This window comes from Delftia sp. WSY_22 (assembly GCF_043104185.1).
Lineage (GTDB): Bacteria > Pseudomonadota > Gammaproteobacteria > Burkholderiales > Burkholderiaceae_C > Comamonas > Comamonas tsuruhatensis.
Genome location: NZ_JBICKN010000027.1, coordinates 277,754 through 300,691, shown reverse-complemented (window position 1 = coordinate 300,691; position 22,938 = coordinate 277,754). Strand labels below are relative to the sequence as shown.

The 22,938-nt window shown below is 67.6% G+C and carries 20 protein-coding genes; 9 read left to right on the top strand and 11 right to left on the bottom strand.

What is annotated here, in order from left to right; translation table 11 throughout:
• Together ACF8NF_RS15560 and ACF8NF_RS15555 are read left to right on the top strand one after the other, a co-directional pair.
• Window positions 1-1,239: RHS repeat-associated core domain-containing protein (locus ACF8NF_RS15560; RefSeq protein WP_392450819.1), on the top strand; the 1,239-nt coding region annotated here is incomplete at its 5' end.
• A gap of 673 nt (window positions 1,240-1,912) precedes the next feature.
• Window positions 1,913-2,776, top strand: a complete 864-nt coding sequence (locus ACF8NF_RS15555; RefSeq protein WP_392450818.1) for a DUF4034 domain-containing protein — start codon at window positions 1,913-1,915, stop codon at window positions 2,774-2,776.
• 68 nt (window positions 2,777-2,844) lie between these two features.
• Here ACF8NF_RS15555 and ACF8NF_RS15550 read toward each other — a convergent pair whose 3' ends face one another.
• Entirely contained in the window at window positions 2,845-4,173 is a 1,329-nt protein-coding gene (locus ACF8NF_RS15550) for a sulfatase-like hydrolase/transferase (RefSeq protein WP_312841345.1), read from the bottom strand.
• 85 nt (window positions 4,174-4,258) lie between these two features.
• Complete coding sequence (locus tag ACF8NF_RS15545) at window positions 4,259-5,236, bottom strand: tripartite tricarboxylate transporter substrate binding protein (RefSeq protein WP_016448605.1); 978 nt, start codon at window positions 5,234-5,236, stop codon at window positions 4,259-4,261.
• A gap of 102 nt (window positions 5,237-5,338) precedes the next feature.
• Between ACF8NF_RS15545 and ACF8NF_RS15540 the strand changes: the two genes are divergently transcribed.
• Together ACF8NF_RS15540 and ACF8NF_RS15535 are read left to right on the top strand one after the other, a co-directional pair.
• Entirely contained in the window at window positions 5,339-5,854 is a 516-nt protein-coding gene (locus ACF8NF_RS15540) for a MarR family winged helix-turn-helix transcriptional regulator (protein ID WP_016448606.1), read from the top strand.
• Between the two features lie 58 nt (window positions 5,855-5,912).
• Window positions 5,913-6,896: an alpha/beta hydrolase gene (locus tag ACF8NF_RS15535; protein WP_034397791.1), complete on the top strand. Its 984-nt coding sequence runs from the start codon at window positions 5,913-5,915 to the stop codon at window positions 6,894-6,896.
• Window positions 6,897-6,909: 13 nt separating this feature from the next.
• On the opposite strand, the gene aldA is transcribed toward ACF8NF_RS15535, so the two are convergent.
• The 4 genes from aldA to ACF8NF_RS15515 are packed head-to-tail and all read right to left on the bottom strand — an operon-like array spanning window position 6,910 to window position 11,696.
• The gene (gene aldA / locus ACF8NF_RS15530) at window positions 6,910-8,343 is read right to left on the bottom strand and encodes an aldehyde dehydrogenase (protein WP_392450817.1); all 1,434 of its coding nucleotides are present in this window, start codon (window positions 8,341-8,343) and stop codon (window positions 6,910-6,912) included.
• Between the two features lie 16 nt (window positions 8,344-8,359).
• On the bottom strand, window positions 8,360-9,172 hold the full coding sequence (locus ACF8NF_RS15525) for an aldolase/citrate lyase family protein (protein ID WP_392450816.1): 813 nt from the start codon (window positions 9,170-9,172) through the stop codon (window positions 8,360-8,362).
• An 11-nt stretch (window positions 9,173-9,183) separates the two neighbouring features.
• Window positions 9,184-10,371 carry an L-rhamnonate dehydratase gene (rhmD, locus tag ACF8NF_RS15520; protein WP_392450815.1) on the bottom strand — a complete coding sequence of 396 codons (1,188 nt, stop codon included), beginning with the start codon at window positions 10,369-10,371 and terminating at the stop codon, window positions 9,184-9,186.
• A 29-nt stretch (window positions 10,372-10,400) separates the two neighbouring features.
• Window positions 10,401-11,696: an MFS transporter gene (locus ACF8NF_RS15515; RefSeq protein ID WP_016448611.1), complete on the bottom strand. Its 1,296-nt coding sequence runs from the start codon at window positions 11,694-11,696 to the stop codon at window positions 10,401-10,403.
• Window positions 11,697-11,901: 205 nt separating this feature from the next.
• Between ACF8NF_RS15515 and ACF8NF_RS15510 the strand changes: the two genes are divergently transcribed.
• From ACF8NF_RS15510 to ACF8NF_RS15500, 3 genes are all read left to right on the top strand, one after another.
• Window positions 11,902-12,921: a LysR family transcriptional regulator gene (locus ACF8NF_RS15510; RefSeq protein ID WP_392450814.1), complete on the top strand. Its 1,020-nt coding sequence runs from the start codon at window positions 11,902-11,904 to the stop codon at window positions 12,919-12,921.
• Window positions 12,918-13,100, top strand: coding sequence for a hypothetical protein (locus ACF8NF_RS15505; RefSeq protein WP_212645669.1), 183 nt, complete (start codon window positions 12,918-12,920; stop codon window positions 13,098-13,100). Before ACF8NF_RS15510 ends, ACF8NF_RS15505 begins: the two co-directional genes overlap by 4 nt.
• A gap of 164 nt (window positions 13,101-13,264) precedes the next feature.
• The gene (locus ACF8NF_RS15500; RefSeq protein ID WP_392450813.1) at window positions 13,265-14,905 is read left to right on the top strand and encodes a YifB family Mg chelatase-like AAA ATPase; all 1,641 of its coding nucleotides are present in this window, start codon (window positions 13,265-13,267) and stop codon (window positions 14,903-14,905) included.
• On the opposite strand, the gene ACF8NF_RS15495 is transcribed toward ACF8NF_RS15500, so the two are convergent.
• The gene (locus ACF8NF_RS15495) at window positions 14,900-15,817 is read right to left on the bottom strand and encodes a LysR family transcriptional regulator (RefSeq protein ID WP_280048142.1); all 918 of its coding nucleotides are present in this window, start codon (window positions 15,815-15,817) and stop codon (window positions 14,900-14,902) included. The two genes, ACF8NF_RS15500 and ACF8NF_RS15495, sit on opposite strands and share 6 nt — an antisense overlap.
• Window positions 15,818-15,919: 102 nt before the next feature.
• On the opposite strand from ACF8NF_RS15495, the gene ACF8NF_RS15490 reads away from it, so the two are divergent.
• Both ACF8NF_RS15490 and ACF8NF_RS15485 read left to right on the top strand, forming a co-directional pair.
• Window positions 15,920-17,122, top strand: coding sequence for a YbfB/YjiJ family MFS transporter (locus ACF8NF_RS15490; protein WP_016448656.1), 1,203 nt, complete (start codon window positions 15,920-15,922; stop codon window positions 17,120-17,122).
• Between the two features lie 34 nt (window positions 17,123-17,156).
• Entirely contained in the window at window positions 17,157-18,230 is a 1,074-nt protein-coding gene (locus ACF8NF_RS15485) for a nitronate monooxygenase (RefSeq protein ID WP_313283996.1), read from the top strand.
• 13 nt (window positions 18,231-18,243) lie between these two features.
• On the opposite strand, the gene metC is transcribed toward ACF8NF_RS15485, so the two are convergent.
• The 4 genes from metC to ACF8NF_RS15465 all read right to left on the bottom strand — a co-directional run bounded on the left by metC (window position 18,244) and on the right by ACF8NF_RS15465 (window position 22,905).
• Window positions 18,244-19,461, bottom strand: a complete 1,218-nt coding sequence (metC, locus tag ACF8NF_RS15480) for a cystathionine beta-lyase (protein ID WP_392407097.1) — start codon at window positions 19,459-19,461, stop codon at window positions 18,244-18,246.
• Window positions 19,461-20,459: a tripartite tricarboxylate transporter substrate binding protein gene (locus ACF8NF_RS15475; RefSeq protein WP_333906685.1), complete on the bottom strand. Its 999-nt coding sequence runs from the start codon at window positions 20,457-20,459 to the stop codon at window positions 19,461-19,463. Before ACF8NF_RS15475 ends, metC begins: the two co-directional genes overlap by 1 nt.
• Window positions 20,460-20,665: 206 nt before the next feature.
• Window positions 20,666-22,237, bottom strand: coding sequence for a rhodanese-like domain-containing protein (locus ACF8NF_RS15470; RefSeq protein WP_392450812.1), 1,572 nt, complete (start codon window positions 22,235-22,237; stop codon window positions 20,666-20,668).
• Between the two features lie 131 nt (window positions 22,238-22,368).
• Window positions 22,369-22,905 carry a cysteine dioxygenase family protein gene (locus tag ACF8NF_RS15465; RefSeq protein ID WP_252652248.1) on the bottom strand — a complete coding sequence of 179 codons (537 nt, stop codon included), beginning with the start codon at window positions 22,903-22,905 and terminating at the stop codon, window positions 22,369-22,371.
• Window positions 22,906-22,938: the final 33 nt, after the last annotated feature.

Sequence of the window (22,938 nt, the reverse complement as noted above, 5' to 3'; positions counted from 1 at the left end):
TACACCTACGACGCCCTGGGCAGGCGCCTGAAGCAGCAGGTCGAAAGCGCGGACTCCACCACCCCCACCCGCACCCACTACTACGGCTGGGACGGCGACCGCCTCATCCACACCGAGCGCCTGCAGCTTGGCGATGACACGCGCCACATAGAACACACCATCTACGAACCCGGCAGCTTCACGCCCCTGGTGCGCCTGAGCACCACGGCCAGCGGCGACCCCCAAGACGAGCCCCACCTGCTGGTGCAAGCCATCACCGCAGGCCTGCCCGACCCGGACGACCCCAACCACGCGCCGGCCCTGGCCCTGATGCAAACCATGCTCGACGCCATGCCGCGCGACATGCAGCAAGACGCGGCCCGCCACCTGCGCCACACCCTGGACCACGGCCTGCCGCCCGGCGCCCAGGCCATGCTGGGCGAACAGGCAGACAGCACCGCCCGCCTGCTCAACGGCATGCAAGCAAAGCTGCAGGAACAGGAAAAAGAACAGCACGCCCGCATCGCCATCCACCACTACCACTGCGACCACCTGGGCACACCCATGGCGCTGACGGACCAGACAGGCCAAGTGGCCTGGGCCGCAAAGCTGGACCCCTGGGGCAATGTGCTGCAGGAATACAACCCGCAAGGCATCCACCAGGCAATCCGGCTGCCGGGGCAGCACCATGACAGGGAAACTGGGCTGTATTACAACCGGCATCGGTATTACGATCCGGTGGTGGGGAGTTATATCAATCAGGATCCGATTGGTTTGATGGGTGGATGGAACTTATCTGGATATTCAGAAGGTTCTCCCTTGAATTATTTCGATCCAGTCGGACTCGCCACAAAGGAGCAAGTTGATACAGCGGTTAACGTGCTGAAGGGGCAATTCCCCGAAATACTAAAAACACCGAAATCAGTTACTGGCGTTGTAGGTTTATCTGGAACGCTTGGGCAAGTTCTTGCCGGCAGAACAGATCTTAGTGGGAATATTCAATACAACGCAGATATTTATGGCGAAGACGGCGTTTCCATGTGTGATAGTAAATTAGATGATTTTCTTCAAACAATGGCGCATGAAATGCAGCATTTAAACGAGAGTGTTTTTGATAGAATTGGATTAAGTACGGGTCAGCTACTAAACAGAATTTCGCCAAAATTTTCTAGCATCGAAGATATTATTGATCATAATGCAGATATTATGTATCAATCCACCATAAATAAATACAAAAGCATTATAAATGGTGAAAAATAAATTGATTATTAGAGTAATAATATATATAGCTCTAGCATTGTGTATATTATTATTATTGATACTTGGAGATTTTAGCCGTGGAATATAAATAAACTTCGTGATCAATGATATTGCAGATGGAACAAAATAAATTACGTTTTCCTAAAGAATAGGGCATGCCTACTGGAAAAATTTGCATTTCCCCTAGGAAATAGAAATGAATATGCAAAAAAAAGGGGCAAGCAATTTTACTTCAGGCTTTGTTGGATGAAATAAGAGGCAGTGGCATTATTTACATCAACAGCAAAGACAAGTCAGTTAGAAGAAAAATTTCCGAGGATTTGAAAAATATCCAGATTCATCTGCTACTGAGTAAAAAATCCTTTACTCCAGGAGCGAGCAGGGGAAAGATGTTCTTTTTTCGAACATGCCCACGCATGGCAGGATGACCATGCAAACTCCGGATGAATCGCAGTCATACAGTTGCTTTGAGAAAATTTATTATCAGAATAATGCTCAATAAATTTCCCAAATAATCTCATTGCAGCGTTATTATAAATATTTTTTATGTATTTCAACATTTACTATGTAATGATGAACTTTTATTGAAAGGAGTTTTCTGGAAATAATCAAATATATTTGTCAATTTATTCTGGCAATTCTGAATAACACATTCCATTTCCAAGAGGGACGCATGACCGCCAAACCCACCCAAACCCTGATCCGCATCCTGTTCGCCACCCTGTCTCTCTCCGCAGCCACTGCCACCTATGCCGCGCAGTGCCCGCTGATTCCCGATGGCAATGCCACTCTGGAAGATTCCGAGAGGGCTGCACTGCTCAGCGAGTTCAAGTTCGAGGCGCTGGACAAGGAACTGGCCCGCAAGCACAAGAAGAATCTTTCTTCCTCGGGCGGGGACTTGTTGACCATGCGGGATCTGCTGGGACTGCAGCAACTGAGCCTGCAGGAAGAGAACGTGATACGCATGTGGGCGGATCAGCAGCCCAAGTCGTTCTTTGCCCAGCTCAATGCGGGCCTCTATTACGGCAACAAGGCATTTGGCGCCCGTGGCGAGGCGCCGGCCTCCAGGGTGACGGGCAGCCAGTGGAACAGTGTCAAGCAGCTCAGCGCGAAGGCCCAGCCGTATCTGCAAAAGGCCATGGCGCTGGATGCCCGCTCGGCCTTGCCGCAGACGATGCTGATTGGATTGGCCGCGATGGAAAACCAGGTGGGCGGACGTACTGCGGCGCAGTGGCTGCAGGCGGCCGATCAGGCCGATCCCAAGAACCTGGCGGCCCGCGTCAATGCCCTCAATTACCTGAGCCCGCGCTGGGGCGGGTCCTTGGAGGGCCTGGACCAAATGGTGTCACAGGCCGTGAAGTCGCTGCCATCGGCCAGCGCCGGCTATCTCCAATACAACCTGGTGCTTGCCAAGGCCAGCCATTACGAAGTCGTCGACAAGGACAAGAGCAAGGCCCAGGCACTCTACAAACAGGCCAAGGACATGTGCGACAACTCGGAGGCCGCACGGGCGGGCATGGTCAGGACATACCAGTAATCAGGAAACAAGGCAGGCCCAAAGGCCTGCCTTGTTTTCTCGCCCGCGAGCTGCGGGCACACACACCCTCAAAACGTTGCCGAAGGCAGATCCTGCCGGCTGAATACCAGCGACACCTTGGCTTCTTCCGGAATGGGCGGCAGTGACGCATCCCATTGCTGCCAAGCCTGGCGCAGCTCAACCAGGCGCTGGGGCTCGCGGTCGCGCAGGTTGGCGCGTTCGCGCGGGTCCTGGGCGACGTTGAAGAGGTATTCCACGCCTTCGATCTGCAGGTATTTCCAGTCGCCGCGCACCAGGGCGCGCTGGGCGCGGTGCTTCATGCGCCAGCACAGGTCGCGCTCGGGGTTCCAGGTACCGTCTTCCATCAGGGGCAGCAGGCTGACGCCGTCCAGCGGGTAGTCGGCGTGGCCGTCCACGCCCGCGGCGGCCAGGAAGGTGGCCGACCAGTCCATGGTCAGGTTGGGGGTGTCGCTGACGGCGCCTGCCGGCATGCGGTCAGGCCAGCGAGCCAGCAGGGGCACGCGGATGCCGCCTTCGAGCAGGTCCATCTTCTGGCCGATGAAGGGCCAGTTGTTGGAGAAGCGTTCGCCGCCGTTGTCGCTGGTGAAGACGATGAGCGTGTTCTCGGCCATGCCCTTTTTCTCGAGCGCATCCAGCACCCAACCAATGCCTTCGTCCATGTGGTGGATCATGCGCTGGTAGGTCTCGATGGTGCCGCCGTCGGTGTGCTTGCCGAAGCCGCCGATGCGCCGCGACTCCTCCAGGTCGTCGCGCGTGAGCCAGGGCCAGTGCGGGGCGCTGTAGTGCAGGGACAGGTAGAAGGGCTTGTCGGCCGTCTGGCGCTCGACGAAGTCCACGGCGCGGCGGCTCAGCAGGTCGGTGAGATAGCCCTCCTCCTCGTGCGGCTCCTCGTTGATCCAGAAATCGGGGCGGCCACGCGGGTCGCAGTGGGCGAAGTAGTCGGCGCCGCCTGCGTGAAAGCCGTAGAACTCCTCGTAGCCCGACATGCGCGGGCCGAAATGCGGCGGGTAGCCCAGGTGCCATTTGCCGACCAGGGCGGTGGCGTAGCCGGCGTCGCGCAGCAGGGAGGCCACGGTGGGATGGTCGGGCGGCAGGCCCAGCACCTTGTCGCCGTGGACGCTGGCGATCGGCTCCTCGGCCGCGCCGCGCAGGCGGTACTGCCAGCGGCCCGTGGCCAGGGCAAAGCGTGTGGGCGAGCACACGGCCGAGTTGGAATAGCCGCGCGTGAAGCGCATGCCCTGCGCGGCCATGGCGTCCAGGCGGGGCGAGACATCGGTGGCGCGGCTGTGCGCATCGCGCGCGCCCGTGCAGCCGAGGTCGGCATAGCCGAGGTCATCGGCCAGGATGAAGATCAGATTGGGGCGCTGGGTTGCCATGGGAGCCAGGAGACAGTGGATGCGTTGGGAAAGGGAGTATCGCCAAAACGGCGGTGCCTCAGGGCCACAGGCCCTGGTGGCGGCTTCAGTCGTTGGTCAGGTGGATGCGCTTGACCAGGGCGGCCCACTGCGCGGACTGTCCCTTGGCACGCGCCTGGGCCTCGGCCACGGTGGAGCCGACCATCTCGATGTCCAGGGCCTTGGCGCGTTCCTTTTGCTCGGGTGCGCGGATGGCCTCGTTCATGGCGTCGACAAAGCGCTTTTGCACGGCAGGCGGCACGCCCTTGGGTGCGGCCAGCAGAATCCAGAAGGTGCCGTCGAACTCGGGAAAGCCCGACTCGGCAATGGTCGGCAGCTCGGGCGCCAGCGCCGAGCGCGTCTTGCCCGAGGTGGCCAGGGCGATCAGCTTGCCGCTCTGGACCTGGGGCAAGACCGTGGGGCCGGCCAGGAAGCCGCAGTCCACCTGGCCGCCCAGCAGGTCCTGCATGGCCGGCGCGGGGCCCTTGTAGGGCACATGGACCATCTTGGCGCCCGAGGTGGCCAGCAGCGATTCCATGACCAGGTGGCCCGGCGAGCCCGCGCCGCCCGAGGCATAGGTCAGCTCGCGCGTCTTGCTGGCGGCCACCATGTCCTTGACGGACTTGAAGCCCGTGCCCGGGCCGCAGACCAGGGTTTGCGAGAAGCGCGCGGCCACGACCAGGGTTTCCAGCGCGTCGGCCTTGTAGCCCATGTTCTTGTAGACATGGGGGTTGACGGTGAGCACGGGGTCCATGGCCCACAGCCAGGTGTAGCCATCGGGCGCGGAGCGCGCGACCTCGGCCGCGCCGATGTTGCCGTTGGCGCCCGGCTTGTTGTCCACGACCACGGCCTGGCCCAGCGCCGCCTGCATGGCGGCGGCCACGGGGCGCAGCGAGATGTCGGACGGGCCGGCCGGCGGATTGGGCACGACGATGCGGATGGGCTTGGCCTTGGGCCATTCCTGGGCCAGGGCGGGCGCCGCGCACAGGCCGGCGGCGACCAAAGCCAGGGCGGCACGCGCCAGGGCTGCGAGGGGGCTGGGCATACTTGTCTCCTTGTCGTTGTCTTGCGGCCAATGTACGCAGGCCGCCGACAATGCATCTAATCCATCATCCCTAGCGTAAACCCGAAACCGGCCCGCGAGTCCATGACCGACCTCCACCGCTGGCGCCACCCCGCCGTGCTCGACGACATGTTCCTCTACCACCTGGCGCGGCTGCAGGCGGCCGCTGGCAGCCGCGTGGTGCGCCTGTGCGAGGGCCGCTACGGCATCACGCGGCGCGAATGGCGCATGCTCTGCCTGCTGGCCGAGGCCGGGCAGCTGCAGCCCTCGCAGCTGGCCGAGCAGGCGCAGCTGGACCGCACGCGCACCTCACGCGCGGTCACGGCGCTGCTGGCCAAGGGCCTGGTGTGGAAAGAGAGCCAGGTGGGCGATGCGCGCCGCGCACTGCTGCGCCTGAGCGACACGGGCCGCGCCCTGCATGCCGAGCTGTTCCCGCAGGTGCAGGCCATCAACCGCGAGCTCATGGACGCCGTGCCCGAGCCCGAGCTGCAGGCCATGGCCAGCGCCTTTGCGCGCATCCGCGCCCGGGCGCGGGAGCTGGAGGCCAGCAGCCCGCCGCCCAAGGCGCCGCGCAACCGCAAGCGCGCGGCCTCGACCTGACAGGGCCGACAGACAAGCATGCTCCAATGGCACGCAGATCAACTCTGCGGCCTTTCCCATGAAAGCTCTACTCCTCGGCCTGGCGGCCGCCATCTGCGCAAGCACCACCATGGCCGCACCGGCCACGGCCGTCCTTGGCGAAAAGCCGCTGCAGGCAACGGGGCCACTTGACCCACTGCGGGGTGTTCTGCTGACGCCGAGCCAAAGCGCGCCGCCGGTCGTACTGATCGTCCCCGGCTCAGGCCCCACCGACCGCAACGGCAACAGCCCGTTCGGCCTCAAAGCCTCGACCTACCAACTGCTCGCACAGGAACTGGCCACCCAGGGCATTGCCACCGTACGCATCGACAAACGTGGCATGTTCGAAAGCTACAAGGCCGTGGAGGACCCCAATGCCGTGACCATCCAGGCCTATGCCGAAGATGTGCACCACTGGGTGGACGCTATCCGCAGCGAGACTGGTGCCCAATGCGTCTGGGTGCTGGGACACAGTGAAGGTGGACTGGTCGCCCTGGAGGCTGGCCAGGGCCGCTCCGATATCTGCGGACTGATATTGGTAGCAGCTCCTGGTCGCCCAATGGGGCAGACGCTTCGGGAACAGCTCAAGGAAGACCCCGCCAATGCACCGATCCTGGACCAGGCGTTACCGGTCATCGATGCTCTGGAAGCAGGCAGGCGCGTGGATACCCGCCAGATGGACAGGCCGCTCAACACCATGTTCCATGCCAGCGTACAAGGCTTTCTCATCAACACCTTCGCGCTGGACCCCGCTCGCCTGATAGCGGGCTATTCCAAACCCGTGCTCATCATTCAAGGTGAGCGCGACCTGCAGATCAAGCCAAAGGATGCTCAGCGTCTGGCCAAGGCTGCACCGAACGCCAAGCTTGTGCTGTTGCCCGCCACCAACCATGTGCTCAAGAAGGTGGAGACCAACGATCGCGCTGCCAATCTTGCAACTTATGACAAGGAGGGGCTGCCGCTAGTGCCCGGGGTTTCCAGCACCATTGCCCGGTTCATAACGTCAGCCACCGTGAAGCGATAGGCGAGCCGTTGGCTCACCCCTGCAGGTACACCACATGCGTGTGCGTGTACTCGTACAGGCCGTGCTTGCCATCGGCCCCGCCCACGCCGGACTTGCGCACGCCCGCATGGAAGCCCTGCATGGCCTCGAAGTTCTCGCGGTTGATGTAGGTCTCGCCGAAGTCGATCTCGCGCATGGCCTGCATGGCCTTGGACAAATCGCGCGTGTACAGCGACGAGGTCAGCCCGTATTCGCAGTCGTTGGCCAGGGCGATGGCCTCGTCCAGGTCCTCCACCACCTGGATGGGCAGCACGGGGCCGAAGATTTCCTTGCGCATGATCTCCATGCCGGCATGGCAGCCGGCCAGCACCGTGGGCTGGAAGTGAAAGCCCGCGCCCAGGTCTGCGGCCTGCCCGCCCGTGACCAGTTGCGCGCCGTCGGCGATGGCCTGGCGCACCTTGGCCTGCACGCTGTCCAGGCCCTTTTGGTTGATCAGTGGGCCCATTTCCACGTCGGGCCGCGCAATCGGGTCGCCGTATCGCGTGGCGGCCATGGCCTGGGCGAGGCGGGCCGTGAACTCCTCGGCCACCTGGCGCTGCACGTAGACGCGTTCGGCGCAGTTGCAGACCTGCCCGGTGTTGATGATGCGCGAGTCGCGGATGGCGCGCACGGCCAGGTCCAGGTCGGCATCGGCCAGCACGATGGCCGGGGCCTTGCCGCCCAGCTCCAGGTTGAGCTTGGTGATGTGGGGCGCGGAGGCTGCGGCGATGCGCTCGCCCGTGGCCACGCTGCCCGTGAAGCTGACCATGTCCACGCCCGCATGGCCGGCCAGCGCAGCGCCCGTGCCGCCCTGGCCATAGACCACGTTGAACACGCCGGCCGGCAGCTCGCACTGGGCCAGCAGCTCGGTGAAGGCGTGGCAGTTGATGGGCGTTTCCTCGCTGGGCTTGATGACGATGGTGTTGCCCGTGAGCAGGGCCGGCGCCATCTTGCGGGCGATCAGGAAGAAGGGGAAGTTCCAGGGCAGGATGCCCGCGACCACGCCCAGCGGCTTGCGCAGCAAAAAGATCTGCTCGTTGGCCCGGTCGCTGGTGATGACCTCGCCCTCGATGCGGCGCGCCCATTCGGCCATGTAGTCAAGGTAGTCGGCGGTGAAGTTCACCTCCACCTCGGCCAGGCCCAGGACCTTGCCCTGCTCCTCGGTGATGGTGCGCGCAATGCGCGCGGCGTTGTCGCGGATGCGGGCCGCCACGCGGCGCAGGTACTGCGCGCGCTCCACGGCCGGGCGGCGCGCCCAGGCCTTGTGGGCGCCACGCGCGGCAGCGATGGCGCGGTCCACATCGGCCTGGCTGGACAGGGGCGCGCGCGCCAGCACCGCGCCCGTGGCGGGGTTGGTCACCTCATGCAGTTCGGCGCTGTCGGTGAAGCTGCCGGCGATGAAATTGCGCAGCACGGGAAGGGATGCCATGGAGTTCTCCTTGGGTTCAGTAGGTGCGGGATGCAGGGGGGGCCGCCTGGTCCGTGGCTTGCGTGGCGCGATAGCGCCCCAGGTTGGCCAGCGCGGCCTGGCGCAGCAGGCTGATGTCTATGCCCACGGCGATGAAGCGGCAGCCCCAGTCCGCATAGCGGCGCGCATCCTCCTCGCGCGGCGCGAGGATGCCGCAGGCCTTGCCGGCAGCCAGCGTGGCCTGGACGGTGCGGCGTATGGCGTCCTGCACCTCGCCCTGGCCGGCATCGCCTGCATGGCCCATGCCCGTGGACAGGTCGGCGGGGCCGATGAAGACGGCGTCCACGCCATCGACGGCCGCAATCTCGGCCGCATTGCCCACGCCCCGGGGCGATTCGATCTGCACGATCAGGCACAGCTGCTCATGCGCCGTGCGGATGTAGTCGGGCACGGCATCCCAGCGCGTGGCCCGCGTCAGGCCGCCGCCCACGCCGCGCACGCCGCGGGGCGGGTAGCGCATGGCGCGCACCAGTTCGCGCGCCTGTTCGGCCGTCTCCACCATGGGCACCATCAGCGTCTGCACGCCCACGTCCAGCAGTTGCTTGATGAGCACGGTGTCGCCCTGCACGGCGCGCACCACCGGGTGCGTGGCATAGGGCGCCACGGCCTGCAGCTGGCCCAGCAGCGTGGGCACGGTGTTGGGGGCATGCTCGCCATCGACCAGCATCCAGTCATAGCCCGTGGTGGCGATGATCTCGGCCGCATAGGGCGTGGCAAGGCCGGCCCAGATGCCGTACAGCGGCTCGGCGCGCCGCAGCGCGGCCTTGAAGGGGTTGGCAGGCAGTTGCATGGCGGGCTCCTTCAGTGCGTGTACGGGCGGTGCAGGGCGCACTCGGGATTGAGCTCCACGCCGAAGCCAGGCCTGTCCAGCGCCGACAGGCGCATGCGGCCTTTGACGGGCACGGGCTCGCCCAGCAGCTGCGGATGGAACATGGGCACGACCTCGTCGGCCTTGGGGGCCATCATCAGGAACTCGGCAAACGGGCTGTTGTGGCGCGTGGCCACGAAGTGGTAGCTGTAGACGCTGGAGCCATGCGGGATGACCAGGGCCTGGTGGGCATCGGCCAGGGCCGAGATCTTGAGCAGCTCGGTGATGCCGCCGCACCAGCCCACGTCGGGCTGGATGATGTCGCAGCAGCCCATCTCCAGCAGCTGGCGAAAGCCCCAGCGCGTGGCCTCGTGCTCGCCCGTGGTCACCAGCATGCCCGTGGGCACGTTCTTGCGCAGGGCCGCGTAGCCCCAGTAATCGTCGGGCGGCAGGGCCTCCTCGATCCACTTGAGGCCATGGGCCTTCGCACCCTGGGCCAGGCGCGTGGCGTAGTTCACGTCCAGGCTCATCCAGCAGTCCAGCATGAGCCAGAAGTCCGGGCCCACGCGCTCGCGCATGGTGGCCAGCTCCTGCAGGTTGCGGCGCAGCCCTTCCTCCCCTTCGGCCGGGCCGTGGTGCAGCGGCATCTTGCCGCCGATGAAGCCCATCTTCTGTGCCAGGTCGGGCCGCGCGCCCGTGGCGTAGAACTGCAGCTCGTCACGCACGGCGCCGCCCAGCAGCTGGTGCACGGGCTCGCCGCGCACCTTGCCCAGCAGGTCCCACAGCGCCAGGTCCACGCCGGAGATGGTGTTGATGACGATGCCCTTGCGGCCGTAGTACAGCGTGGACAGGTACATCTGGTCCCAGATGCGCTCGATGTCAGTCACCCGGGCGCCTTCGAGGAAACGCGCCAGGTGCTTTTCGACGATGTAGGCCGCAGGCTCGCCGCCCGTGGTCACGGCAAAGCCCACGCGTCCGGCGCTGTCCTCGATCTCCACCACCAGCGTGCCCAGCACGTTGATGCCGAAGCTGCGGCGGCTTTGCCGGTACTCGGGGTACTTGGCCATGGGCGTGGCGATGTGGTCGTCGATCCAGTGGCCGTCGGACTGGTCGTGGTAGTCGGCGCCGCCGCCCTTGAGCGTGAAGGCGCGCACCTGCTTGATGGTGGGGATCTGTGTCATGGGATGGTTGTGCTCCGTGTGCAAGTGGTTCAGGCGGCCGACGGTGCGGCCAGGGCCGGCGCCAGGCGTGCGCGCACGCCCAGCACCAGGGCCGCAGCCAGCAGCGTGGTGCCGGCCAGCAGGTACAGGCCGGCCGCCGGGGAGTGGAAGAAGCCCTCGGCCCAGTTCTTGACGATGGGGGCGATGAAGCCCCCCACGGCGCCGAGGGAGTTGATGAAGGCGATGCCGCCAGCGGCCGCAGCGCCGGCCAGCGTGTTGGCGGGAAAGGTCCAGAACACGGGCTGCACGGCGATGAAGCCGGCCGCCGCCAGGCACAGCGCGGCCACACCCAGCAGGGGGCTGGAGAAACTCACCGATGCAGCCATGCCCACGGCAGCCATCACCAGCGTCAGGCTGGCGATGCCGCGCGGCTGGCCTGTCCGCTCGGCATGGCCCGGAATCCACCAGGCGGCCAGCAGCGCGCACAGCCAGGGAATGGCCGAGACCACGCCCACCAGCAGGCCCACCTTGGTGCCCAGCAGGCCCGCCACCTGGCTGGGCAGGTAGAACACCACGCCATAGACGCTGGCCTGGATCAGCAGGTAGATCAGCGCCAGGTAGAGCACGCGCGGCTGGCACAGCGCGGCCAGCAGGCTGTGGCCGTGGCCGCCCTTGGCGCGCTCTTCGCTGTCGAGGATGTCCTGCAGCAGCGCCTTGTCCTCGCGGCCGAGCCAGGTGGCGTCGGCGGGGCGGTTGTCCAGGTGGAAATACGCCCAGATGCCCACGGCCACGGCCATCAGCCCCTCCACCGCGAACAGCCACTGCCAGCCGTGCCAGCCGCCGATGCCGTCCAGCTCCAGCAGCAGGCCCGACAGCGGGCTGCCGAAGATGAAGGCCAGCGGCGCGCCGAAGTAGAAAAAGCCCATGGCCTGCGCGCGGTGCGCTGCCGGGAACCAGTAGGTCAGGTACAGGATGACGCCGGGGAAGAACCCCGCCTCGGCCACGCCCAGCAAAAAGCGCAGCACATAGAACGTGGTCTGGTCGTGGGCGAACATCATGGCCGCCGACACCAGGCCCCAGGTGACCATGATCCGGCACATCCACATGCGGGCGCCCACGCGGTGCATGATCAGGTTGCTGGGCACCTCCAGCAGCGCATAGCCCGCGAAGAACACGCCCGCGCCAAAGGCGAAGGCCGCATCGCTGATGCCGGTATCGGCCTGGAAGGCCACCTTGGCAAAGCCCACGTTGGCCCGGTCCAGGAAGGCCATGATGTACATGAGCAGCAAAAAGGGCAGCAGGCGCCAGGAGATCCTGGCGAGCAGGGGAGCGGGGAGTTTTTTCATGACTTTCCTTGCAGGCAATGAGAGGCCGTCACGCCCGGTCGTCCGGAGCGCTGAAGGCGTGCTTTGGTGAAGGTGCGAGCGCAGCCGCGGCGTTGGTGCCGGCCGCGTCGGCGCGTCATGAAACAGGCGATGGGCTGTGCATGTCTTGTCTCCTGGATTGGGTCTGTTTTTTCTTGTCGCAGGGCCAATGTACGGCGCATGATCGATGCTCAACAAATCGAATTTCGGTCACATCCGATACCTTGCGCTTATGCCTGCGAACACGCCCGAATCCGCCCCGCCCGTGCTGCACCGCAGCCTGCTCAACCGTCTGCGCTACAAGCACCTGCACATGCTGGTGGCGCTGGGATCGAGCCTGAACCTGCACCGCGCATCGCTGAGCCTGGCCATGTCCCAGCCTGCGGCCACGCGCATGCTGCGCGAGATCGAGGACATGTTCGGCTGCCAGCTCTTCGAGCGCCTGCCGCGCGGCATGCGGCCCACAGCCCTGGGCGCGCAGCTGGTGCGCTTTGCCGAGGCCTCGCTCAACAGCCTGGACCGCTGCGCCGAGGACCTGGCCGCGCGCCGCCAGGGCGGCTACGGCTACCTGTCCATCGGCACCATCATGGGCGCAGCACCCGACCTGGTGATGACTGCCGTGGCCCGCATGAAGGCGCAAAGCCCGCAGTTGCGCCTGCGCATCATGGGCGACACCAGCGACCAGATCCTGCGCCTGCTGGACCAGCGGCGCATCGACCTGGCCATTGCACGGCGCAGCCCCACGGCAGACAGCAGCGGCTACGGCTTCGAGGAACTGGGCAACGAGCGGCTGCTGCTCGTCGTGCGCAGCGGCCATGCGCTGGCGCGCCGGCGCAAGCTCGACTGGGAGGAACTGGTGCGCGACTGGCCCTGGATCCTGCAGCCGGCCACCAGCCCTGCGCGCATCGCGCTCGACCAGCTGCTGCAGCGCCTGGAGCTGCCCGCGCCGGCCGACATCATCGAATGCAGCTCGGTGTACTCCATGCAGCAACTGGTGCAGCTGACCGATGCCGTGATGCTGCTGTCCGAATCCGCGCTCAAGGACTATCTGCGCATGGGCCTGGTCAGGGCGCTGCCGGTCTGCATCGACGTGCCCATGGCGCCCTTCGGCATCCTCACCCGCACCGATGACGCGCCCACGCAGGAGCAGCAGCGCTTTATCGCGCTGCTGCGTGCGCAGGCCCGGGGGCTGGCTCAGGCGGGTTGAGCCAGCACCGCACGCGTTTCGGCCTGCAATCTCGCATGGCGCATGGCGCAGGGGAATGGCCGTTGCCGGGCCTGCTCGGCGGCCTGCTGTCGCGCGGCTTCGGCTTCAACACCGGCGTGCAGTTCATGGGCTACTACACGGCCGTGCTGAGCGTTCCGGCGCTGGTGAAGCTGTTCTGATTTTTGCGCTGCAAGGGTCAGAACATTCTGAGATTTGGGTTCAGCGCCGCGCCCGCCGCCCACAAGGCCCAAGGCCGTTGCCATACTGGGTCACCGAGGCCGCCGCACCGCTGGCGGCTTCTTCCTTTGTGTGGCTTTGTCTCTGTCGTTCCTGCGAGGTGCCCATGGGTCTGGCCCTGGTTCAAAGTCGTGCGCTGCTGGGGCTGGCCGCCCCGCGTGTCACCGTGGAAGTGCATCTGGCCAACGGCCTGCCGTCGTTCACGCTGGTGGGTCTGGCCGATGTCGAGGTCAAGGAAGCGCGTGAACGCGTGCGCTCGGCGCTGCTGAACTCCGGGCTGGAGTTCCCGAGCAACAAACGCATCATCGTCAACCTGGCGCCCGCCGACCTGCCCAAGGATTCGGGGCGCTTCGACCTGCCCATTGCGCTGGGCATTCTCGCGGCCAGCGGCCAGATCAATGGCGATGCGCTGGCCGACTACGAATTCGCGGGCGAGCTGTCGCTGTCGGGCGCGCTGCGGCCCGTGCGCGGCGCGCTGGCCACGGCCCTGGCCCTGCACCGCCAGCAGGACGGCGCCCGCCTGGTGCTGCCGCCGGGCAGCGCGCAGGAGGCGGCCTTCGTGCCGTCGGCCCAGGTGTTCTGCGCGCACCACCTGCTGGACGTGGTGCGCCGCTTCATCACACGCTCGGCCAATGCCCTGGTGCAGGCGGAGCAGGACACGGACGATGCCTGCTGCAGCGACGAAAGCGAGGACACCGAAGAGACCGACGAAACCGACGCCTTGCCGGCAGCAGGCGACACCCAGACATGCTCCGGCCCGGGCTGGCATGCGGTGCAGCCGCAGCCCGCCGTCGCCGTGCGCAGCAGCCTGGACCTGGCCGAGGTGCGTGGCCAGGCACAGGCGCGGCGCGCGCTGGAGATTGCGGCGGCCGGAGGCCACGGCCTGCTGCTGGTGGGGCCGCCGGGTTCGGGCAAGTCCATGCTGGCCCAGCGCTTTGCCGACCTGCTGCCGCCCATGAGCGACGACGAGGCGCTGGAAGCCGCCGCCATCGCCAGCCTGGCCGGCCGCTTCACGCCCGAGCGCTGGCGCCAGCGCCCCACGGCCAGTCCGCATCACACGGCCAGCGCCGTGGCCCTGGTCGGAGGAGGCTCGCCACCGCGCCCTGGCGAGATCTCGCAGTCCCATCACGGAGTACTGTTTCTGGACGAATTCCCCGAGTTCGCACGCAGCGCGCTGGAGGCGCTGCGCGAGCCGCTGGAGACCGGCCAGATCACCATCGCCAGAGCCGCCCAGCGCTGCGAATTCCCCGCGCGCTTCCAGCTCGTCGCGGCCATGAATCCCTGCCCCTGCGGCCATTGGGGATCGACGGTGCAGCGCTGCCGCTGCACGCCCGACAAGGTGGCGCGCTACCAGGCGCGCATCAGCGGCCCGCTGCTGGATCGCATCGACCTGCATGTGGAAGTCGGTGCCCTGCCCCCGCAGGAGCTGCTGGCCGCGCGCTCTGGCGAGGCCAGCGACACCGTGCGCGAGCGCGTGGTCCAGGCCCGCGCGCTGGCCCTGCAGCGCCAGGGCAGTGCCAACCACCAGCTCCAGGGCCAGGCCCTGGACGACCACCTGGGCCTGTCGCCCGAGGCCCTGGCCTTCGCCCACAAGGCCGCCGCACGCCTGGGCTGGTCGGCCCGCAGCACCCACCGCGCGCTCAAGGTGGCGCGCACCATTGCCGACTTGGCCGGCAGCGCGGCAGTGGAGACGGGGCATGTGGCGGAGGCCATGCAGTATCGGAGGGTGTTGCGGTTGCCGTCATGAGCCGGCATGCACCAGGCCTTGCGCATCGACAGCCGCAACCTCCTGGTCGATCCCCAACACCTCCACGCACGCATGCAGCGCAGGCGACCAGCCCTGGCGCGCGGGCACGACGAACCAGGTTTCCACGCGGGCGACTTCCTGGGCGAGTGTGCCGGGCAGGGCCGTGATGTGCACGCCGAAGCGGTGCTGCTGGGCCTGGACCACGCTGCGCGGCAGCAGGCCGTAGCCCATGCCGGCGGCCACGCAGCCGAGGATGGCGTCCAGCGATCCCATTTCCATGATGCGTGCGGCCACGCCGCGCGTGGCCAGCAGCAGTTCGATGCGCTGGCGGTAGCTGCAGCCCTGGCGGAAGGCCAGGAAGGGCACGGCGCTGAGCTGGGCGGCATCGGGAAAGCGCGGCAGCGCGAAGGCGGTGACCAGCACCAGCTCCTCCTCGAAGACGCGCCAGCCCTGCAGGCGGGACTGGGGCGGCATGCCCGAGACGAATGCGCAGTCCAGCCGCCCGGCAAGCAGATCGGCCAGCAGCTCGGCCGTGGTGGCCGTGCGCAGCTCCAGGTCCAGGCCGGGCCGGGCCTGGTGCAGGCGCGCCAGCAGCGGCGGCAGGCGCAGCGCGGCCGTGGTTTCCATGGAGCCTATGCGCAGCGCGCCTGCGGCCCGGGCGCTGCCCTGCAGCAGCGCCAGCGCTTCGTCGTGGTCGGCCAGCATGCGCCGCGCGTATTGCTCCAGCAGGCGGCCGGCAGGCGTGGCGTGCACGGGCGCGCTGCGCTCCAGCAACTGCACGCCAGCCTCGTCCTCTAGCTTTTTCACATGGGCCGTCACGTTGGACTGCACGGTGTGCAGTTGCTGCGCGGCGGCGCCGAAGCTGCCGCTGTCGCAGACGGCCAGGAACATGCGCAGGGACTTCAGTTGCATCGCGGCTCCAGTGGCATTCATCTTCAATCGAGATCGACGCCATCATTTTGAATCATTGGACATGATGAATCCGGCGGCTTAAGGTATGCCCATCCTCCCCGCATGGCGCCCACTCCCGTGATCCAACGCAACGAAACTTCCCTGCTGCTGACCGGCTTCATGGCCACGCTCAGCGGCGTCGGCCTGGCGCGCTTTGCCTACACGGCGCTGATGCCGCAGATGGTGCATGCCGGCTGGTTCAGCGGCGAGCAGGTGGCCTATCTGGGCGCGGCCAACCTGCTGGGCTATCTGATCGGGGCGCTGGCCGCCGCGCCGCTGGCCGAACGCCTGGGCGCGCTGCGCGTGCTGCTGTGGTGCTGGGTGGCCCTGGCGCTGAGCTTTGCGGCCTGTGCCTGGCCTCTGCCCATGCCCTGGTTCTTTGCCTGGCGCTGCATCTCGGGCATTGGCGGCGCCATCCTGATGGTGCTGGGCCCCTCCGTGGCCCTGGCGGCCACCCCCCTGCAGCGGCGTGCGGCCCTGGGGCCGCTGATGTTCTGCGGCATAGGTGCCGGCGCCCTGCTGTCGGCCACGCTGATACCGCTGCTGGCGCGCCAGAGCCTGGGCGCCGTCTGGTGGGCGCTGGCGGCGGTCTGCGCCTGGGCCGGCTGGCTGGGCTGGCGCCATGTGCGGCGGCTGCCGGTGCCTGCGCCCATCGCCATCACGCCCCATGCCCGGCCCGTGCCCGCCGCGCCCCTGTGGACGCTGCCCGTGGTGCTGGTGATGCTGGCCTATATGACGGATGCCTTCGGCTTTGTGCCGCACACGGTGTTCTGGGTGGACTACCTGGCGCGCGAGCTGCAGTTGGGCGATGCCTACGCCTCCACGCAGTGGGCCGTGTTCGGCCTGGGCGCCATTGCCGGGCCGCTGGTGGCCTCGCTGTGCGCCACGCGCTTTGGCTGGTGGGGCACGACCACGGGCGCCTATGCGGTCAAGACCCTGGCCATTGCCATGCCACTGTTCTGGGTGGGATTTGCGGGGCATGCGACCTCGTCCTTTCTGGTGGGCGCGCTGTCGCCGGGCATGGCGGCCATCACCTCGGGCTACCTGATGCAGCTGATCGGCCCCGTGCAGCACAAGCGCATGTGGGGCTATGCCACGGCGGCCTTTGCGCTGATGCAGGCCGTGTCGGGGTATTTCATGGCCTGGAGCTATGCGGGCCTGGGCTCGTACCAGCGCCTGTTCGTCATCGGCAGCGTGTCGCTGCTGCTGGGCACGCTCATGATCGCCGCCAGCCGCGCCAGCGCGCGCCGCCAGGCCGCCGCATGAGTGCGCGGATTCGAGACAGGAAACAAGGAGTCGTATGAGCACCGCAAAGACCGCGTGGATGGCCCGCCTGGGCATGCGCCATCCCATCATCCAGGCCCCCATGGCCGGAACGTCCACGCCCGCGCTGGCGGCCGCCGTCACCGATGCGGGCGGCCTGGGCTCGCTGGGCATTGGCGCCAGCGGCACGGAGCAGGCGCGCCAGCAGATCGTGCAGGCGCGCGCGCTGACATCGGGCGCCTTCAACGTCAACCTGTTCTGCCACCGGCCGGCCCGGGCCGATGCGCAGCGCGAGGCCGCCTGGCTGGCCCATCTGGCGCCCGAGTTCGCGCGCTTTGGCGCCGCGCCGCCTGCCACGCTCAACGAGATCTACGCCACCGCCGTCGGCAACGCGGCGCTGCAGGCCATGCTGCTGCAGGAGCGGCCCGCCGTGGTGAGCTTTCATTTCGGGCTGCCTGAGCAGGGCTTCATCGACGCGCTGCGCGCGGCCGGCGTCGTGACCCTGGCCAGCGCCACGTCGCTGGACGAGGCGCGCCAGGTGGAGCAGGCCGGTGTCGATGCCATCGTGGCCCAGGGCGTGGAGGCCGGGGGGCACCGCGGCACGTTCGATCCCGCGCAGGACCGCATGATGGGCACCTTCGCCCTGGTGCGCGTGCTGGCGCGCAACACGGCCCTGCCGGTGATCGCGGCCGGTGGCATCATGGATGGCGAAGGCATCGCGGCCGCGCTGGGCCTGGGCGCCTGCGCGGCGCAGCTGGGCACGGCCTTCATCCTCTGCCCTGAATCGTCCGCCAGCCCGGCCTACCGTGCCGAGCTGCGCAGCGAACGCGCCCACCACACAGGCATCACCGCCGCCATCTCGGGCCGGCCGGCGCGCGGCATGGTCAACCGGCTGCATGCGCTGGGCGCCAGCCATGGCCAGCCCCTGCCCGACTATCCGCGCGTCTACGACGCAGGCAAGGCGCTGCACCAGGCGGCCTCGGCGCAGGGCAGCTCCGACTACGCAGCCCACTGGGCCGGCCAGGGTGCGCCGCTGGCGCGCGAGATGCCGGCCGCTGCGCTGGTGCAGACGCTGGCCGGCGAGCTGGCGAGCGCTCAGGCAGGCCGCTAGAGCGTGTTATCCACTAAAGTGCCGCCAGCCCCTGCTCCAGATCGGCGATGAGGTCGCGCGGCGACTCCAGACCGATGTGCAGGCGCACCACGGGCCCGCGCGCACTCCAGTCGGTGACGCTGCGCGCCTGCGCCATGTGCGCGGCCGTCGCCAGGCTCTCGTAGCCGCCCCAGGAGGCGCCGATGCCGAAGAGGCGCAGGCCGTCGATGAAGCGGTCCACGGCGGCCTCGGCGGTGCCGGGCTGCAGCTCCAGCGACACCAGGCCGTTGGTGCCCTGGCAGTCGCGCAGCCACAGCGCATGGCCGGGGTGCGTGGGCAGCGCGGGGCAGAACACGGTGGCCACGGCCGGGTGCTGCTGCAGCCAGTGCGCCACCTCCAGCGCATGCGCCTCGTGCATCTGCAGCCGTGCGGCCAGCGAGCGCATGCCGCGCAGCACCAGCCAGGCATCGTCGGGGCTGACCGCCATGCCGAAGGCATCGCAGCGCGCGGCCAGCGGCTCCCAGGCGGCCTCGGTGGTGGCCACGGTGCCCATCATCACGTCGGAGTGGCCTGACAGGTACTTGGTGGCTGCCATCACCGAGACATCGGCCCCCAGCGCCAGCGGCCGGTACTGGCAGCCCGATCCCCAGGTGTTGTCGGCCACGACCAGAGCGCCGCGCGCATGGGCCATGGCCGCCAGCGCGGGCAGGTCGCACATTTCGTAGACCAGCGATCCCGGGCATTCGGCATAGACCATGCGGGTGTTGGGGCGCATGCGCGCCTGGGCGTCGCTGCCATCGGCCGCGAAGAAGTCGTACTCGATGCCGTAGGGCCGCAGCCATTGGCCGGCCAGGTGGCGCACAGGCTGGTAGGCGCTGTCGGTCAGCAGCACATGGTCGCCGGGGCGCAGGTAGCTGAGCAGGGCCATGCCGATGGCCGCCAGGCCGGTAGGCAGCAGCCGCGTGCGGTGGGCGCCTTCCAGCTCGCTGACGGCATCTTCCAGCGCAAAGCCGGTGGGTGTGCCGCGCGCGCCGTAGCTGAAGATGCGCTCGCCGGCGCGGCGCTCGCGCATCTCGCGCTGCTGTGCCGTGCTCTCGAACAGCACGGTGCTGGCGCGCACCAGGGGCGGGTTGACGGCCGTGCCGCCCGCATAGGCCGGGCGCTTGCCCGCATGCAGCAGCCGGGTCTGCAGGTCCAGCGCGGGGGCGCCAGAGGCCGATGATCCAGGCACGGGGGCGTGTTCGGCAGCCATCAGTCGATCTTCGCGCCCGAGAGCTTGACCACGCGCGACCAGCGCTCCATGTCCTGGCGCAGCTGGGCGGCAAAGGCTTCGGGCGTGCTGGCCACGACTTCGCTGCCGCCATCGACGACCAGCTTGGTCACTTCCGGCAGTTGCAGGGTGCGCACGATGGCGTCGTGCAAGAAAGCCACGCGCTCGGGCGGCGTGCCGGCGGGAGCGAAGAAGCCGTACCAGTCCTCGAAGCGCGCATTGCGCAGGCCCAGTTCCTCCAGCGTGGGCACCTTGCCGAACACGCCGATGCGGCGCGGGCTGGTGACGGCCAGCGCACGCACCTGGCCCGCCTGGATCATGCCGGCCACGGACGAGGTGGAGGTGATCAGCACATCGACCTGCTGGCCCAGCAGATCGTTGATGGCCGGCCCCGCGCCCTTGTAGGGCACATGGGTCATGGGCACGCCGTTTTCCTTGGACAGCACCACGCCCACCAGGTGCGACAGCGTGCCGTTGCCGGGCGTGGCATAGGTGACGCGGCCCGGCTCGCCCTTGCTGCGCGCCACCAGGTCGGCAAAGCTCTTGAGGGGCGAGGCCGAGGCGACCACGATGGCCAGCGGCGCCGCGTTGATCTGCGTGATGGGCACGAAGTTCTTGAGCGGATCGAAGCCCGGCGCGCTGTAGAGCGCGGGGTTCACCGCCATCAGCGAGACCTGGCCCGTGAGCACGGTGTAGCCATCGGGCTTGGCCTCGGCCACGGCCTTGGCGCCGATGTTGCCGCCCGCGCCGCCCCGGTTTTCCACCACGGAGGGCTGGCCCGTGGCCTCGGTCAGGCGCGTGGTGACCCAGCGCGTGCTGGCGTCGTTGCCGCCGCCCGGCGGGAAGGGCGAGATGAAGCGGATCGGCTGGGCCGGATAGCCGTTGCGTGCAGCCAGCGGCTCGGCCGTGGCCTGCGAGAGCATGGCCAGGGCCGCGAGGCTGGCGGCCAGCATCCTGGCCAGGGTGGGGATTGCGAACATGTCTTGTCTCCTGTCGTTATGTGATCTGATTTATGTCGCTCTACGGCAAGTCAGCGATATATGGCGCTGCCTTTGCAACTGACGTGACTTTGGCCAGGGGCACCAAGCAAGGGCCTACGCCGGCCGCGCCGCCCCCGCAGCGAGGGTGCCGTCCCCCTCCCGCGCAGCGAGAGAGGGGGAAGCGGCGAAGCCGCTCAGGGGGAGCTTCATGCACTCGGCAGGCGGAAGGCGGCCAGTTCCTGGGCATCGAGCTGCGGCACCAGGCCCGTCTCCCAGGCCAGGTAGCGGCGTGCCGCTTCCTTGTTGCCGTCGTGGCGGTCGTGCACGAAGAACAGGTAGTCGATGCATTCGGCGTCGGTGGGGCTGTCGGGCGTGGCCTCGACGGGCAGGCCGGCCTGCTGCCATGCGGCCAGGCCGCCTTCGAGCAGCAGCGGCGCGGCGCCCTGCAGCTCCAGCGCGGCCCATTGCGCCATGCCGGGCTCGTCGGCCACCAGCACGATCTGGCGCGTCTCGCCGGCCAGATCGCTGGCCAAGCACGGGCGGATGGACCAGCGGGCCCCGGCGATGTGGCCTGCGCGGTACTTCATGCCCGCGCGCAGATCGACCACGGCCACCTCGCCCTGGCGCATGCGCTCGTGCAGGGCCTGCGCCGTGATGCCTGCCAGTGCGGGGAGCTGGGACGGCTGGGCCGGTGCGAGGTCCAGGCCGCTTTGCAGGCCGCCCCGCAGCACGCAGGCGTCATGGCCGAGCTGGCGCAGCCAGCTGGCCACCACGGGGGCGCGCACGCCATCGCTGTCGAACAGCACCAGGCGCGCACCGCGCACGCCCACGTACTGGTCGCCGGCCTGCATGAGCTGGCCGCCGGGCGTGTGCTGGGCGCCGGGCAGTGAACCGGCCTTGAATTCCTCGGGCGTGCGCACATCGCACAGGAACAGCGTGCGCGCAGCATCCTGGCTCCAGGCGCGCACGGTGTCGGCATCGACCTCGGGCACGTCGAAGCGTTCGGCCAGGGCGCGGGCCTGTGCTTGCAGCGCGCTGCTGGCCGAGTCGTCGCCATAGCGCTGCGTGCCGCCGTGCTCCAGCGGCAGGTCGGCCAGGTACCAGCCCTGGGTGCCGTTTTCCAGCGCGTAGACGGGGTTGGGAATGCCCAGGTTGATCAAGGTCTGCGCGCCGATGATGGAGCGCGTGCGGCCCGCGCAATTGACCACGATGGGCGTGGCCGCATCGGGCACCAGGCGGCTCACGCGCAGCGCCAGCTCGCCATTGGGGCAGCAGATGGCGCCGGGGATGTTCATCTTGTGGAACTCGGAGACGGGCCGGCCGTCCAGCACCACCAGGGGCAGGCCCGCCGCCTGGCGCGCCGCCAGCTGCTGGGCCGTGATGCGCGGCGTGCCGTAGGCGTGTTCGGCCAGTTCGCCAAAGGTCTTGGAGGGCAGGTTCACGCCGGCGAACAGCGTGTAGCCCGCAGCGCTCCAGGCCTTGGCACCGCCTTCGAGCACGGCGACCTGGGTATAGCCCAGGTCTTCGAGGCGGCGCGCGGCACGCCCGGCCACGCCCGCGCTGGCATCGCCCTCGCCACCGTCGTAGGTGACGACGCGCACCTGCCTGCGCGGCACCAGGCGGGGCACATCCAGCTCCAGCCGGCTGTAGGGCAGGGGCGTGGCGTAGAACAGGTGCGACTCGCCGTACTGGCCGTGCTCGCGCACGTCGAGCAGCGCGATCTCCTGGCCGTCGTGCAGCCAGGATTTGAGGGTGTGGGCGTCAATGGATGCGGTCATTGCATGCGGTCCGGGAAAAAGATCGGCAAGGAATTTCGGGCAAAGCCCTGCCACGCGCGCCCCGTGGGGCGCGCTGCGGCATGGACAGGGAAAAGGCAGGAAGCGGGAGGTAGCGGCCGGAAGGCCGGGGCTCAGCGGCGCGTCTGCACGCCGATGGCCATGGTCTGGCAGGTGCCGACGGCCAGGTCGTAGCTGGTGCGCTCGTTGAGCGTCTCCAGCGCGCGGCCGTACATGTGCAGGTGGCGGATGACCTGCTCGCCCTGGATCTCCACGGAGTGGATGTCCTCGGGCATGAGGGCGATGCCCTGGCCTGGCGCCACCACCACGAGATCCGTCTCGCGCAGCGTGGCCTTGCCGGGGACGGAGCCGTCGTCGGTGCGCTCGTAGACGCGGTTGTGCTCCGTGCCTTCCACGGCGGCAATGCAGGCCCAGGTCGTGTGGTTGTGCGGCACGATGCGCTTGCCCGGGCGCATGACGTTGAGGTACAGCGCATAGCTCTGGTCGGCGTCCTCGGCGATCAGGTAGCGCGCCTGGTGCTCGCCCTCTTCGGGCGCGGCGTAGTCGGCCTGCTGCCAGAAGTCTCGGCGCGCGGCCAGGCCCAGCAGCTGCTGGAGCACGGCGTCCAGGCTGGCGCGCGTGGCAGCGCCTTCGCCAATGGCCTGCTTCATGTGGTCGATGGCCGCTGTCACGGCGGCGCTGCG